The organism is Acidovorax sp. JG5, from assembly GCF_017939685.1.
In the GTDB taxonomy this organism is placed as follows: Bacteria; Pseudomonadota; Gammaproteobacteria; order Burkholderiales; family Burkholderiaceae_C; genus Acidovorax.
On the sequence record NZ_JAGKSE010000015.1, the window covers coordinates 18,581 to 31,712 of the forward strand.

Consider the following 13,132-nt stretch of genomic DNA (forward strand, 5'->3'; position numbering starts at 1 on the left):
AAAGGCGGCTCAAGCGGTATCGCTGAATCCCATAAAGTCCTGTTCTTGCGTGTACCCAACGGTGTACCCCAGACTGCTTTTCAATCGCAGTCGATTTTGGGTGCACCATGGGGCAACTCAACGAGCTTCAGATCAAGGCGGCAGCGCCGCGTCCTCGTCAGGAGAGGTTGGCCGCCTCTGAGAGGAACTTCTCCGCCTGGCTCCGCATGCCTTTCGAGATCGGCTCCCAGATGCGTTCAGGAAACCCCTGGGGCAACTGCGCCTCGACGGCGTCGAGGGCCTGCGCGGCACCATCGGCCAGGCCCAGCATCGCTTCCCAGACCAGGGGGCCGCCGTTCTTCATGGCCAGGTCGTGCCAGTGGCGGGCACGGATGGTGTGGATCTCGTAGTGCGTGTTCTTCGAACGCAGTGCCATCGCCAAGCGCACGTCTCGCATGTGCAGTTGTCCCCGGCTCCTGCCCATGTAGGGCCATACGGACAGGACGTCGTACAAAGGCGTCATTTCATAGACATTGCCTTGGCGCAGAAAGATCGAGAAGTTCTTGGCGTGGCCATCGGGTGCCGCCATGAGCCAGAAGGCCAACTGGACGAGTTGGAAGGCCATCCGGTCCGTCTCTGCATCCGCGCTCCCGGCCAGCAGCGTGAGCCCTGCGGCGGTGGATGGTCCGCCATCGCCTTCGTATTTCAGGCGCGGAGGCAGGCCCAGCGCCTGGCAGAAGTCTTCCTGAGGAAGTCGGGCGATCCACTTTCCATCGTCCATCCATTCGCGGTCGAAGCGCTCCACGATCAGGGCGCGCTGGTCGCCGAACGTGGCCATCTCGGTGTGTGCCATGGGCAGGCCGAGCGCCTGGATGATCTGCGCGCAAAGCCATTCGTTCTCGACGGAGTCGAACATGTTCACTCGGGTCGTGTTGGCGATCACGCCGAGCGGAAGCTTGAAGATGTGGGTGCTCGGAGTGGCTCCGACGGGGCTGCACCACTGCCCGTTGACCCGCACGAAGGCGGTCTTTTCCTGGGCTCCCGCCAGGGAAATTCGGAACGGCGGAGCCTCGTCGATGTGGTGCGCGACCGGGTCGTCGGGCACGGCGCGAAGTGCGGCCGCGACCTGCTCATCAGTGAGGGGCTCGCATGCCACGCGGTTCCATCCGTCAGGCGTCGTTCCTTCCGGAAGCAACTGCACTGCGCCGACGCAGTCACGGCCAATGGCCTCCAGCAAGGCGAAGGCATCGAGTGTCCTGGTCTTGAATCGCCGGCCGATGCGCTCGCGGATTCGCTCGTTGTCGGGCAGCAGATTGTCGAAGTAGTTCGCAACGACCTCCCCCTTGACCTCCAGGGTACGGGTGAGCGGTAGCGACAGGGACAGCGGTCGGGACTTCTCGGACTCCAGCCATGACGGGGCGTACGAAAAGCTGTGAGCTCCGCGGTTGACCTGCCAGGCTCCGACGAATTCGCCATTCATCCACGCGTTGAGCGCCACCATTACCAAGAGCCTTTCTTGGGCCGGATGACGAAGTTGCGCCTGGATGTCGGTGTGACATCCGAGTTCGGGTTCGCGTCCCGCAGCGCTTGCGCGTCCGATGGGGTCTTCGCATCACTGCGGCTTGCGAGAACCGATGCCGCCTGGTGCCGGCCGCTGCCAGTCAAGGGCTGCATGCGCCACTGACCCGTCGGTGGGATGTTGACCGACGGTTGCTTGGCCGGCTTGCGGGGGTTGCTCGCAGGAGGGGAGGGGGGCGAGGCGGTCGCATCCGGTTGATTCGCGGTCACGTCGATCACGTCATCCCTCAACAACAGGGACGCGCGCAGCGCCGAGAGCACCTTCATTAACTGGTCGACGCTCACGGCGCCAGGGTTGCTTTCGATCTCGGCGATGCGGGCCTGTCCCACGCCGAGCAGCCGCCCGAGCGCGGCCTGGGTCAGGCCGCGCGCTTTCCTGAGCGCGCGCAGGTGCTCGCGAAGCTGGCTGGTCAGGTGGATCGGGAAGTCCATGCGATGTTCTCTATCGGGAAATGCCAATATATATTCTAAATCCAGTTTCTGCAAGATACTTGCTTTGGTGTATGAATGTCGTATATCGGGGATTGCCAATGTTTGTGCGCGACACGTCAGCAGTGCAACGGCCCTGAGGGAGTGCCTTCAATCCTGTGAAGTGGGATAATTCGAAACAGCGATCAGGTTCCAAATCGGAATCGAAGCGCTGCTACTGGTCTGGTGTACCCAGAGGTGTACCCAGGAACTAGGACAGTCAGGGAAAAGCTAGTGCTGGCGCGGGTTGCGAAGGATCTTTCGATCCAGTCCCAGGCCACCAAACAAAAGCCCTTGATTTGAAAGAATCAAGGGCTTTTCCTATTGGCGTGCCCTGTCTGCACAGGCGTGGATGCGCTCCCGTGCCGCGGCGATGCTTGATGGTTTCGTCGAGCCGTATATTTCGGTGTGGCATGTCGTCCCGGTCTTATTCCTGGTCTTATCCCCGGTCTTATCTCCCCTATTTTTCACGATGGCATTTCTGACGGACACCACCCTGGGCATTGACTTTGGCACCTCCAACTCGGCGATGGCCGTGCGTCAGGGGGATTCGCCTGCACGCATGCTGCGCCTGGAGGGCGAGAACAACACCTTGCCGACGGCGCTGTTTTTCAATGCCGAAGACCATTGCACCCACTATGGGCGCGACGCGGTAGCGCAGTATCTGGCCGGCACCGAGGGGCGGCTCATGCGCTCGCTCAAAAGCCTGCTGGGCAGTTCGCTGCTGCAGGACAAGACGGCCGTGCACAACGCGTTGGTGAGCTACCAGGACATCATCAGCCTGTTCCTGCGCCTGCTGGCCCAGCAGGCGCATGACACGCTGGGCGGCATGCCGGGGCGGGTGTTGCTGGGGCGCCCCGTGCATTTTGTGGATGGTGATGCCGCGCGCGACCAGCAGGCCGAGGACGCCTTGCGCCAGGCGGCGCAGGACGCGGGGTTTGTGAACATCGCATTCCAGCTTGAGCCCATTGCCGCCGCGCTGGACTATGAGCAGCGCATCGAGCGCGAATCGCTGGTGCTGGTGGTGGACATTGGCGGCGGCACCTCTGATTTCACCGTGGTGCGCCTGGGGCCGGAGCGCAGGGCCCGCCCTGATCGCGCCAGCGACATTCTGGCCACCACAGGCGTGCATGTCGGAGGCACCGACTTTGATCGGCGCCTCAGCCTGGCGCTGCTGATGCCGCTGCTGGGCCTGGGCCACACCGGGCCTTCGGGGCGCGAGGTGCCCAGCCGCGTGTTCTTTGATCTGGCGACATGGCACCTGATCCAGTGGCTGTATGCGCCACGGGCGCTGCGCGACGCACAGGCCCTGCGACCCGACTACGCGCAGCCGGTGCTGCACGATCGGCTGATGGCGGTGCTGCACCAGCGCCTGGGGCATCGCCTGGCCAACACGGTGGAGCAGGCCAAGATCGCAGCGTCGGTGGGGGGCGTGGATGCACCGATGGCGCTGGACTGGATCGAGCCGGGGCTGGGGGCGCTGGTTACCTCCGAAGGCCTGGCCCGCCACCTTGCCGGGCCGTTGCACCAAGTGGTGGCCTGCGCCAGCGAGTGCCTGCAGCAGGCCGGGCTGGCGCCTCATGATTTGCAGGCCATCTACCTCACCGGAGGGTCGTCGGCGTTGCGTCCGCTGCGCCAGGCGCTGCGTGCGGCGTTCCCTGACACGCCCCAGGTCGAGGGCGATCTGTTTGGCGGCGTCGCAGCGGGGTTGGCGGTGGCCGCCCCCTGACCATCCCCGTGTGCGCCTATCCCCGTGCGGTGCTCAAGGCCGTTGTGCCGGGGTGTACCAGACGTAGCCGTAGTGCGCCGCAGGGGTGCCCTCGCGCACCATGCGAAAGGGCAGGTCGATAAAGCGCACCGGTTGCGGTGCAACGCGCGAAAGTGCCTGCTCCCACCAGTCGGGAACGATGCGGTCTGCGCGCGAGACCAGCAGCAGCCCCTTGCCGGCCTGCCTGCTGCGTTCGGCATGGTCCGCCACGCATTGCGGGAGGCCGTTCTTGGCGGATATGCAGGTATCCACCAAGGCCTGGGGAAAGCGCACGCGCAGCATGCCCGCCAACATGTGGTCCGACGCCACGATCGTGCCCAGCCCGTCGTAGCCTGCCTTGCGCAGTTCCTGGGCTAACTCGACGGTGGGGTGGTTGAGCTCATCCACTTGGCCGCGTAGCCCGCTGAACCAAGGGCGCACGCCGGCCGCAACGAGGAGGATGACCGCTATGCCGAAGATCGCAACCGAATAGCGTCCACCACGCGGATCTTGCTGCAGCCGGGGCCGCGCTGCAAACGCGGCCAGGGGCGCCACGCACAGCAGCGGCAGTATCCAGCGGCCTTTGAAACTCGTGACACCCGCAAACAGCACCATGCCCGCCAGCGCCAGCATGACCAGCATCAGAAAGCGCAGCAGCATTTGATGGATTGCAGGGGAGGCGGGCGCAACGGGTGTGCGCCACCAGTGCGCCCGAAAGGCCCACAGCGCGATCAATACCCACAGCAGCAGCGAGGCTGCCACACCGTCGATAAGGCTCAAAAAGCCTTGGGCCCGGCCAACTTCCGGCAGGATGTTCATTTTTCCGATGGTTTCGGCGGTGGCCTCATGCAGGTGCGAAAACAGCCAAACCGCATGTGGCAGCACCACCAGCAGCCCGATGAACGGAGCCCACCACCAGCCACGGGACAGCAGGGCGCTGCGTGTCGTGCGAACCGACAGCGCCGCCACCAGCATGGCCACCGCCACCATCGCGAAGCTGTACTTGGCCAGCATGCCCAGCCCGCACACCAGCCCCAGCAGGGCAAAATCCAGTGAGCGCGGCTTGCGCGCAATGCGCAGCAGCAGCCACCAGGCGGCGCAGACCATGGCCGTAACCAACACCGTGTGGGTCTGGTCGCGCACCGAATACCAGCCCAGGGGGGGCATCAGCAGCATGCTGGCGGAGGCCCAGAAGGCGCCGCGCTCATCGAGCACTTCGCGGGCTGCCAGGTACATGAACGCATAGGTCAGCGCCAGCAGCGAATGCTTGAGCACCGCCAGCGACAGCACGCTGGGCCCCAAAACCTGGTTCACCAGCCACTGCAGCCAGGTGTACAGCGGTGGCTGGGAGCCATAGCCCATGGCCAGCTGCTGGGTCCATAGCATCTGCTCGGCCTCGTCCCACTTGAGTGCGGGCGAGGCTGCCACGCGCACCACAATGTGCGCCAACGCAAAAAATGCCAGCCAGAACAGGGGGTGCGCCCATACAGGGGCTGACGAAAACGCGCGGGGCGCAGTGGGGGTGGTCATGAAACGAGTGATAAGGGGGCAGCGGCCGGGGGGACGGTTTCCCCGGTGCATGGGGGCGCTCAAGGCACAATCGTATCCATTATTTCGCTACAGTTTGTTGCTCCCATGACCACCGCCCCCCCTTCCGCGCCCGATGTATCGATCGTCGTGCCCATCTACAACGAGGTCGAGAACCTGCCCGATCTCGTGGAGCGCATCGCCCATGCCATGTCCGCGCAGCCGCTCGGCTTTGAATTGCTGGCGGTGGATGACGGTTCGCGCGATGGCAGCGCGGACAAGCTGCGCGAGCTTGCCGCCACGCGACCGTGGCTGCGCCCGGTGTTCCTGGCGCGCAACTACGGCCAGTCCAGCGCACTGCAGGCGGGCTTTGATCGCGTGCGCGGGCGCTATGTGGTGACGCTGGACGCCGACCTGCAAAACGAGCCGGACGATATTCCGCTGCTGCTGGAGCGTCTGGAAACCGACCCCGGCGTGGACATGGTCAGCGGCTGGCGCAAAGACCGGCAGGATGCCGAGCTGTCGCGCAAGCTGCCCTCGCGCATCGCCAACCGCATCATCTCGCGCACCACCGGCGTGCACCTGCACGACTATGGCTGCGCGCTCAAGGCCTACCGCCGTCCCATCATCGACCGCATACGGCTGTATGGCGAGCTGCACCGCTTCATCCCCTCGCTGGCCAAAGACGTGGGCGCGCGCATCACCGAGGTGCCGGTGCGCCACCATGCCCGCACGCGCGGCGTGTCCAATTACGGCATCGACCGCACCTTCCGCGTCATCCTGGACCTGATCCTCATCGTCTTTTTCATGCGCTACCGCCAGCGGCCATTGCACGCCTTCGGCGGCTTGGGGCTGTGGCTGGCCGCGCCGGGGGGGCTGATCCTGACCTGGCTGCTGGTGCAAAAACTGCTGGGCGAAGACATTGGCGGCCGCCCGCTGCTGCTGGCCGGTGTGATGCTGGTGCTGATGGGCGTGCAAATGATCGCTGCCGGGCTGATCGGCGAGCTGCTGATGCGCGTGTACCACGAAGCCGGGGGCGCGGCGCAGTTCCATGCGCAGGAATATGTGCCAGAAAATAGATCCAATCGGGCTGAAGCCGACGTGTTGACAGCGCAAGATGCTATTAATAAGGTAGCGTGAAGCGCTCCTATAAAGCCCTGCTGCGCGGCCTGCTGGGGCTGCTTTTGCTCGGCCTGATTGTGGCGCTGACCGATCCGGCGCGGGTGCTGGCGCAGCTGCGCCAGGCGCAGCTCGGGTGGCTGCTGGTGGGGCTGCTGGCCGCCATGGCATCCAACATTGTGTCGGCATTGCGCTGGCGCGCGCTCGCGCGCTGGCTGGGGGCCGAGGTGGGCTGGTTGGACGCCTGCCGCTGGTACTTCCAGGCCATGGGGCTCAACGCGCTGCTGCCGGGTGCCGTGGTGGGCGGCGATGTGTACCGTGCCATGGCGCTGCGCCGCGCCGGGCAGGACACGGCGGCGGCCGGCTGGTCGGTCGTGCTCGATCGCGCCAGCGGCCTGTGGATGCTGTGCGCCATCGGCGGCCTGGGCGCGGCCGCCTGTGCCGATGTGCTGGCCCCCTGGCTGCGCCTGCCGCCGGACGTTTTCGCCGGGCTGATGCTGGCGGGCACGCTGCTGTGGCTGGCGCTGCCCTGGGCGCTGCCGGTGCTGCTGCGTTGGGCTCCGCGCCGGTGGCAGGGCGGTTGGCTGGTGCCGCTGCGGTTGGCGGTGGCACGGCCGGACTTTCGCCACCAGTGGGTGGGGCAGGCGCTGGCCTCGGCTGCGGTGCAGGTGCTGTCGGCGGCGGCGCTGGCCGCGGGTGGCATGGCGCTGGGCGTGGTCCTGCCGGCGCCCGTGTGGGCCTGGGCGATGGCCCCCGTGTTTCTGATGGCCGCGCTGCCCCTGAGCGTGGGCGGCTGGGGCACGCGCGAGGCCGCCGCCGTGGCCGCGCTGGCACCCTTTGGCGTGGCAGCGCCGGCCGCCGTGGGCGTGGGGATGGTCTATGGCCTCTATGGACTGGCGCAGGGCGCCTTGGGGGCGCTGGCCCTGGGCTTGCCGCGCGGCGCACCGCGGTGAGGGGGCTGTACGCTTCAGCTGGTTTGGTATCGAAATGATAGCTGCTTGCGCTTGCTGGGTAAGCGCTAGAGGCCTGTTTGGTTCAATATGGTGCCGCCGCAGGCTGTGCCCCGCCGGGCGTCAATCTGCGGGGCCCTCGTCCTGGCGGATTTGCAGTGCCTGCGCATACAGCGCATTGCGCGGCGCGCCCGTGATGTCGGCGGCCAGCTTGACGGCCGTCTTGGTCGGCAACTCGCCCAGCAGCAGGCGCAGCACGCGCTGTGCGTCGGCGCCATCTTCCGGTGGGGCCAGCAGCGGGTGCAGCAGCACGACGAATTCCCCCTTCACCCGCTGCGGGGCGCCCGCCAGCCAGCGCGCCAGATCCTGCGCAGGGTGCGTGGAGATCTCCTCGAACTGCTTGGTGAGCTCGCGCGCCAGCGTCACCGGGCGCTCGCCCAACACGGCCAGGGCGCCGGCCAGGTCCTCGATGCGGTGCGGGGCTTCGAGCAGCACCACGCAGCGGGGCTCGCTGGCGAGCTGCTGCACGGCAGTGGCGCGCTCGGCATTTTTTACCGGCAGAAAACCCGCAAAAAGAAAGCCGCCGCTGTCCGTGCTGTGCGCCACGGCGCCGGCCACGCTCAGGGCCGTGGTGATGCTGCTGGCGCCCGGCAGCGGCAGGGCACGCAGGCCGGCCGCGTGCACGGCGGCTACCAGGCGCGCGCCGGGGTCGCTGACGCCCGGCGTGCCCGCGTCACTGACATAGGCCACGCGCTGGCCTTGCTGCAGCCGCTGCACCACGGCCAGTGCGGCTTCGGCCTCGTTGTGCTGGTGCACGGCCAGCAGTTGCGCGCTGGTCTTGTCGATGCCATAGGCGCGCAGCAGCGCCTGGGTGTGGCGCGTGTCCTCGCAGGCAATGGCGTCGGCCAGCTGCAGCACATGCAGCGCGCGCAGGGTGATGTCGGCCAGGTTGCCAATCGGCGTGGCCACGACATACAGCGTGCCCTGCGGATAATGCTGTGCAGCCGCCGCATCGCGTGCGGCGTTCAAGGCAGATGCGAAAGATGCGCTCAATGAATTTCCTTGGAAAAAAGCCAGCCAGTGCCCGCCCGGCGGGCCCCGATGCCGCCAGCGGCAGCACCACGCGGCAGCGGGGCAATGCGGCCGAAGACCAGGCGCTGGCCCATTTGCAGGCCGCAGGCCTGAAGCTGCTGGTGCGCAATTATCGGACGCCCGGGCGCGGCGGGGGCGAGATCGATCTGGTGATGCGCGACCGGGACGGCACCGTGGTGTTTGTCGAGGTGCGCAGCCGCGCCAGCAATGCCTTTGGTGGGGCCGGTGCCAGCATTGGCGCCGTCAAGCAGCGGCGCATCGTGTTTGCGGCGCGCCATTACCTGCTGCGCATGCCCGCGCCGCCGCCGTGCCGTTTTGACGTGGTGCTGGTGCAGGCTTCGGTGCAGTGGCTCCAGGCCGCTTTCGACGCCCAGTAAGGCGGGGCACAAAAGCCGGGTACGCCAAGCCGGCGACTACGGTTTGCTACAAAACCTATAACAACCCGCGGGTATCATCGGGCCTCCATGCTAGAGCAACGCATCCAACAGCACTTCATCGACAGCGCCGACCTGAAATACCAGGCCGCGCAAGCCCTCAGCGCGCCCATCGCCGCTGCCGTGCAGGCCATATTGGCCTGCGTAACCAGCGGCGGCAAGGTGCTGGCCTGTGGCAATGGCCCTTCGGCCGCCGAGGCGCTGCAGTTTGCGGCCTTCTGCGTGGCGGGATTCGAGCGGGACCGGCCCGAGCTGGCCGCGCTGGCGCTGACCTCTGACAGCACCCTGCTCACGGGGGCCGGCGGCGGCAGCGACGTGGCCCAGCAGTTTGCCCGCCAGGTGCGCGCGCTCGGCCAGGCGGGCGATGTCTTGCTGGCACTGTCTGTCACCGGCAACGATGCCAACCTGATCGCCGCCACCGAGGCAGCGCACGAGCGCGACATGACGGTGGTGATCCTCAGCGGCCGCACCGGCGGCCAGCTGGCCACCATGGTGCGCGAGACCGATGTGCTGATCAGCGTGCCGCACGACCGCGCCGCGCGGGTGCGCGAGGTCCATGCGTTGGTGTTGCACTGCCTGTGCGACGGCGTGGATGCCCAATTACTTGGAGAACAGGAAATACCGCTATGAAGCTGACCATGAACCGTACCGCCTGCACCCTGCTGGCTGCCGCTGCGCTGGTTGCAGGCCTGTCCGCCTGCGCTCCTCTGGTGGTTGGCGGGGCGGTGATGGGCGGCATGATGGCCGCAGACCGCCGCACCACCGGCACCCAGGTGGAAGACGAAGGCATCGAGCTGCGTGCGGCCAACCGCATCCGCGAGGTGCTGGGCGACCGGGCCCATGTCAACGTCACCAGCTACAACCGCCAGGTTTTGCTGACCGGCGAGGTGCCCACGGCGCAAGACCGGGCCACGGTGGAGCAGATCGTGGCGGGCGTGAACAATGTGCGCTCGGTCGTGAACGATCTGGCGGTGATGCCCGGCAGCACGCTGGGCCAGCGCTCCAACGATGTCCTGATCTCCGGCAAGGTGCGTGCGAGCCTGGTGGATGCCAAAGACATTACGTCCAGCGCCTTCAAGGTGGTGACCGAGCGCGGCGCGGTCTATCTCATGGGGATGGCCACCGCGCGCGAGGCTGCCCGTGGCACCGAAATTGCCCGTGGCGTGAGCGGTGTGACCAAGGTGGTGCGGGTGTTCGAGATCGTCACGGAAGACGATCTGCGCCGCAACAGCACCCAGCCGCCCCCGACGGTGACCACCGACAACCCCGCGTCACCAGGCCAATGAGGCCTGCATGACGGCATGCGGCGCTGCGGACATCCCCGCTGCGCCGTTTTTGGGTCAGTTTCAGCGCAGGCGCTTGACCAGGCTGGACGTGTCCCAGCGGTTGCCACCCATCTTCTGCACATCGGCATAGAACTGGTCCACCAGCGCGGTCACCGGCACGCGCGAGCCATTGCGGCGGGCTTCGTCCAGCACCAGGCCCAGGTCCTTGCGCATCCAGTCCACGGCAAAACCGAAATCGAATTGGCCGTCCACCATGGTCTTGCCGCGGTTGTCCATCTGCCAGCTTTGCGCCGCGCCTTTGCCAATCACGTCCAGCACCTGCTTCATGTCCAGCCCGGCGTTCTGGCCAAAGGCCACCGCTTCGGACAGGCCTTGCACCAGGCCCGCGATGCAGATTTGGTTGACCATCTTGGCCAGTTGCCCCGAGCCGCTGGTACCCAGCAGCGTGAACGCCCGTGAGAACGCCATGGCCACGGGCTGGGCGGCGTCAAACGCGGCCTGGTCCCCGCCGCACATCACTGTGAGCATGCCGTTTTGTGCCCCGGCCTGGCCGCCGGACACAGGCGCATCGACAAACTGCAGCCCCAGTGCGCGCGCGGCGGCATACAGCTCCCGCGCCACTTCGGCCGATGCTGTGGTGTGGTCCACAAAGATCGCGCCCGGCCGCATGCCGGCAAACGCGCCGTCGGCGCCGAGCGTCACCGAGCGCAGGTCATCGTCGTTGCCCACGCAGCAGAACACCATGTCCGCACCCGCCGCTGCCTCGCGTGGCGTTGCGGCATGTTTTGGGGCTTTGGCGCTTGCGTACTCTGCGCACCATGCTATTGATTTTGTAGTAGTGCGGTTGTACACCGTGACCTCATGGCCCGCCAGCGCGAGGTGGCCGGCCATGGGGTAGCCCATCACGCCCAAGCCCAGAAAGGCGACCTTGCGCGAAAGGGGTGTGTCGTAGCTGCGAGGGTTGGTGCTTGGCATGGGAGTGAAGGAAAAAAGTGGGTAGAGGAAAAAGAAAGCCCGCCCAACGGGGCGGGCTTTCAGCGGTCATGAAAAGCAAATCAATGCAGGTGGCGGACCTCGGCTAGACAATCGCGAAATGCTCGGTGCCCGAGGCCAGGTCGGGCGACTTGGCGCGCTGGCTGTTGAGCTTGATCTGCAGACGCAGGTCGTTGAGCGAGTCGGCGTTGCGCAGCGCATCTTCGTAGCTGATCACATTGGCCTCGTAGGCATCGAACAGCGCCTGGTCGAAGGTCTGCATGCCCAGGTTGCGGCTCTTTTTCATGACTTCCTTGATCTCGGCGACTTCGCCCTTGAAGATCAGGTCGGCGATCAGCGGGGTGTTGAGCATCACCTCCACCGCCGCAGCCCGGCCCTTGCCGTCCTGCTTGGGGATGAGGCGCTGCGACACCATGGCGCGCAGGTTGAGCGACAGGTCCATCAGCAGCTGGGCGCGGCGCTCTTCGGGGAAGAAATTGATGATGCGGTCCAGCGCCTGGTTGGCGCTGTTGGCGTGCAGGGTGGCCAGGCACAGGTGGCCGGTTTCGGCAAAGGCCACGGCATGTTCCATGGTCTCGCGGTCGCGGATTTCGCCCATCAGGATCACGTCGGGCGCCTGGCGCAGCGTGTTCTTGAGGGCCGCTTCCCAGCTGTCGGTATCGAGCCCCACTTCGCGCTGCGTCACCACGCAGTTCTTGTGCGGGTGCACGAATTCGACCGGGTCTTCCACCGTGATGATGTGGCCGAACGAGTTTTCGTTGCGCCAGTCCACCATGGCCGCGAGCGTGGTGGACTTGCCCGAGCCCGTGGCGCCCACCAGGATGCACAGGCCGCGCTTGGTCATCGTCACTTCCTTGAGGACCTGCGGCACGCCCAGACCGTCAATGGTGGGCAACGTGAGCGGAATCGTGCGCAGCACCATGCCGACCTTGCCCTGCTGGATGAATGCGTTCACGCGAAAGCGCCCGATGCCGGCCGGTGAGATGGCGAAATTGGATTCCTTGGTGCGCTCGAAGTCTGCCACCTGCTTGTCGCTCATGATGGCGCGGGCCAGCGTCAGGGTGTGGTTGGGCGTGAGCGGCTGGGGCGATACCTTGGTCACCTTGCCATCGACCTTGATGGCGGGCGGAAACTCTGCCGTGATGAACAAGTCGCTGCCATTGCGGCTCACCATCAGCTTGAGCAGATCGTTGATGAATTTACTGGCCTGATCGCGTTCCATCAGAGATCCTTCCGTGGGGCTTTGTCTGCAGGACGGGTGTTCATTTCTGGTGGTCGCTCAGCCGGGCGCTCACGGCCCGCAGGCGCAGCGACAGCTTGCGCGCCAGCAGCGCCACCAGGCTGGCTGCCAATTGGGGGTCTTCGGCCATCATCTGGTCCAGGGCTTCCGCGCTCAACACAGCGATCTCGCAGTCGGTGAGGGTGGTGCACGCCGAAAAGCGGATGCCGCTGTCGAGCAGCGACATTTCGCCCAGAATGTCGCCGGGCCGGGTCTCGGCCAGGCGCAGTTGCTCGCCCCAGGGCTGAAGGCGGTCCACGGCGATGGTGCCGGTGAGCAGCACCACCATGAAGTTGCCGTATTCGTCCTGCCGGATCACGTCGCGGTTGGCTGCAACGGCGGTAAATTCAAAAAAGCGCTCCATGCGCTCCACGGCATCCTTGTCCAGGTGGGCCATGTATTTGTCCTTGGACCACAACGCCTGCAGCAGCTTGCCACCGCGGCTGGGGGGCAGGCGTTTGGCGGCCACTTCCACGGCACGAGCCTCCCAGGGCACGAGCATGGATGGATCCACGCCCTGGCCGGCAAAGGCGGTGGAGAACAGCACGGAGTCGGTGTGCTCCTCCAGCGGCTTGGTGCCGCGGGTGTTGCGGCGCAGAAGGCTGAGAATGCCTTTCATAACTTGCTCCAATGTGCGGCGTCTGCTGCCGCTCTGTCAGAAGGATGTGTGGGCTGCAACG

General features: G+C 66.0%; 13 protein-coding genes. 6 read left to right on the plus strand and 7 right to left on the minus strand.

Features of this window, described 5'->3' with window-relative positions; genetic code table 11:
- Positions 1 to 157: 157 nt before the first annotated feature.
- Together J8G26_RS14080 and J8G26_RS14085 are read right to left on the minus strand one after the other, a co-directional pair.
- Entirely contained in the window at positions 158 to 1,480 is a 1,323-nt protein-coding gene (locus J8G26_RS14080; RefSeq protein ID WP_087743322.1) for a type II toxin-antitoxin system HipA family toxin, read from the minus strand.
- Positions 1,480 to 1,989, minus strand: coding sequence for a helix-turn-helix domain-containing protein (locus tag J8G26_RS14085; RefSeq protein WP_087743326.1), 510 nt, complete (start codon positions 1,987 to 1,989; stop codon positions 1,480 to 1,482). Before J8G26_RS14085 ends, J8G26_RS14080 begins: the two co-directional genes overlap by 1 nt.
- 508 nt (positions 1,990 to 2,497) lie before the next feature.
- Here J8G26_RS14085 and J8G26_RS14090 point away from each other — a divergent pair.
- Positions 2,498 to 3,754, plus strand: a complete 1,257-nt coding sequence (locus J8G26_RS14090) for an Hsp70 family protein (protein WP_210569661.1) — start codon at positions 2,498 to 2,500, stop codon at positions 3,752 to 3,754.
- 33 nt (positions 3,755 to 3,787) lie between these two features.
- Here the strand turns inward: J8G26_RS14090 and J8G26_RS14095 are convergent, their stop codons facing one another.
- A complete protein-coding gene (locus J8G26_RS14095; protein ID WP_210569663.1) occupies positions 3,788 to 5,302 on the minus strand; it encodes a glycosyltransferase family 39 protein in 1,515 nt (504 codons plus the stop codon).
- Between the two features lie 105 nt (positions 5,303 to 5,407).
- On the opposite strand from J8G26_RS14095, the gene J8G26_RS14100 reads away from it, so the two are divergent.
- Positions 5,408 to 6,439 carry a glycosyltransferase family 2 protein gene (locus J8G26_RS14100; protein WP_210569665.1) on the plus strand — a complete coding sequence of 344 codons (1,032 nt, stop codon included), beginning with the start codon at positions 5,408 to 5,410 and terminating at the stop codon, positions 6,437 to 6,439.
- Entirely contained in the window at positions 6,436 to 7,371 is a 936-nt protein-coding gene (locus J8G26_RS14105) for a lysylphosphatidylglycerol synthase transmembrane domain-containing protein (protein WP_210569667.1), read from the plus strand. Before J8G26_RS14100 ends, J8G26_RS14105 begins: the two co-directional genes overlap by 4 nt.
- 120 nt (positions 7,372 to 7,491) lie before the next feature.
- Here J8G26_RS14105 and rsmI read toward each other — a convergent pair whose 3' ends face one another.
- Complete coding sequence (gene rsmI / locus J8G26_RS14110) at positions 7,492 to 8,421, minus strand: 16S rRNA (cytidine(1402)-2'-O)-methyltransferase (protein WP_198314752.1); 930 nt, start codon at positions 8,419 to 8,421, stop codon at positions 7,492 to 7,494.
- Here rsmI and J8G26_RS14115 point away from each other — a divergent pair.
- The 3 genes from J8G26_RS14115 (at position 8,421) to J8G26_RS14125 (ending at position 10,180) form a co-directional block, all read left to right on the plus strand.
- Entirely contained in the window at positions 8,421 to 8,837 is a 417-nt protein-coding gene (locus J8G26_RS14115) for a YraN family protein (RefSeq protein WP_210569669.1), read from the plus strand. The two genes, rsmI and J8G26_RS14115, sit on opposite strands and share 1 nt — an antisense overlap.
- An 87-nt stretch (positions 8,838 to 8,924) precedes the next feature.
- A complete protein-coding gene (locus tag J8G26_RS14120) occupies positions 8,925 to 9,524 on the plus strand; it encodes an SIS domain-containing protein (RefSeq protein WP_114655377.1) in 600 nt (199 codons plus the stop codon).
- A complete protein-coding gene (locus J8G26_RS14125; protein ID WP_210569671.1) occupies positions 9,521 to 10,180 on the plus strand; it encodes a BON domain-containing protein in 660 nt (219 codons plus the stop codon). Before J8G26_RS14120 ends, J8G26_RS14125 begins: the two co-directional genes overlap by 4 nt.
- A 60-nt stretch (positions 10,181 to 10,240) precedes the next feature.
- Here J8G26_RS14125 and J8G26_RS14130 read toward each other — a convergent pair whose 3' ends face one another.
- The 3 genes from J8G26_RS14130 to J8G26_RS14140 all read right to left on the minus strand — a co-directional run bounded on the left by J8G26_RS14130 (position 10,241) and on the right by J8G26_RS14140 (position 13,071).
- Positions 10,241 to 11,155: an NAD(P)-dependent oxidoreductase gene (locus tag J8G26_RS14130; RefSeq protein ID WP_210569673.1), complete on the minus strand. Its 915-nt coding sequence runs from the start codon at positions 11,153 to 11,155 to the stop codon at positions 10,241 to 10,243.
- Between the two features lie 103 nt (positions 11,156 to 11,258).
- A complete protein-coding gene (locus tag J8G26_RS14135; RefSeq protein ID WP_087743344.1) occupies positions 11,259 to 12,395 on the minus strand; it encodes a PilT/PilU family type 4a pilus ATPase in 1,137 nt (378 codons plus the stop codon).
- A gap of 40 nt (positions 12,396 to 12,435) precedes the next feature.
- Positions 12,436 to 13,071, minus strand: a complete 636-nt coding sequence (locus tag J8G26_RS14140) for a cyclic nucleotide-binding domain-containing protein (protein ID WP_087743345.1) — start codon at positions 13,069 to 13,071, stop codon at positions 12,436 to 12,438.
- Positions 13,072 to 13,132 lie beyond the last annotated feature (61 nt).

Coding starts and splice junctions, on each gene's coding strand:
- J8G26_RS14080 (WP_087743322.1), bottom strand. CDS start 1,480: ATGGTGGCGCTCAACGCGTGGATGAATGGCGAATTCGTCGGAGCCTGG.
- J8G26_RS14085 (WP_087743326.1), bottom strand. CDS start 1,989: ATGGACTTCCCGATCCACCTGACCAGCCAGCTTCGCGAGCACCTGCGC.
- J8G26_RS14090 (WP_210569661.1), top strand. CDS start 2,498: ATGGCATTTCTGACGGACACCACCCTGGGCATTGACTTTGGCACCTCC.
- J8G26_RS14095 (WP_210569663.1), bottom strand. CDS start 5,302: ATGACCACCCCCACTGCGCCCCGCGCGTTTTCGTCAGCCCCTGTATGG.
- J8G26_RS14100 (WP_210569665.1), top strand. CDS start 5,408: ATGACCACCGCCCCCCCTTCCGCGCCCGATGTATCGATCGTCGTGCCC.
- J8G26_RS14115 (WP_210569669.1), top strand. CDS start 8,421: ATGAATTTCCTTGGAAAAAAGCCAGCCAGTGCCCGCCCGGCGGGCCCC.
- J8G26_RS14120 (WP_114655377.1), top strand. CDS start 8,925: ATGCTAGAGCAACGCATCCAACAGCACTTCATCGACAGCGCCGACCTG.
- J8G26_RS14125 (WP_210569671.1), top strand. CDS start 9,521: ATGAAGCTGACCATGAACCGTACCGCCTGCACCCTGCTGGCTGCCGCT.
- J8G26_RS14130 (WP_210569673.1), bottom strand. CDS start 11,155: ATGCCAAGCACCAACCCTCGCAGCTACGACACACCCCTTTCGCGCAAG.
- J8G26_RS14135 (WP_087743344.1), bottom strand. CDS start 12,395: ATGGAACGCGATCAGGCCAGTAAATTCATCAACGATCTGCTCAAGCTG.
- J8G26_RS14140 (WP_087743345.1), bottom strand. CDS start 13,071: ATGAAAGGCATTCTCAGCCTTCTGCGCCGCAACACCCGCGGCACCAAG.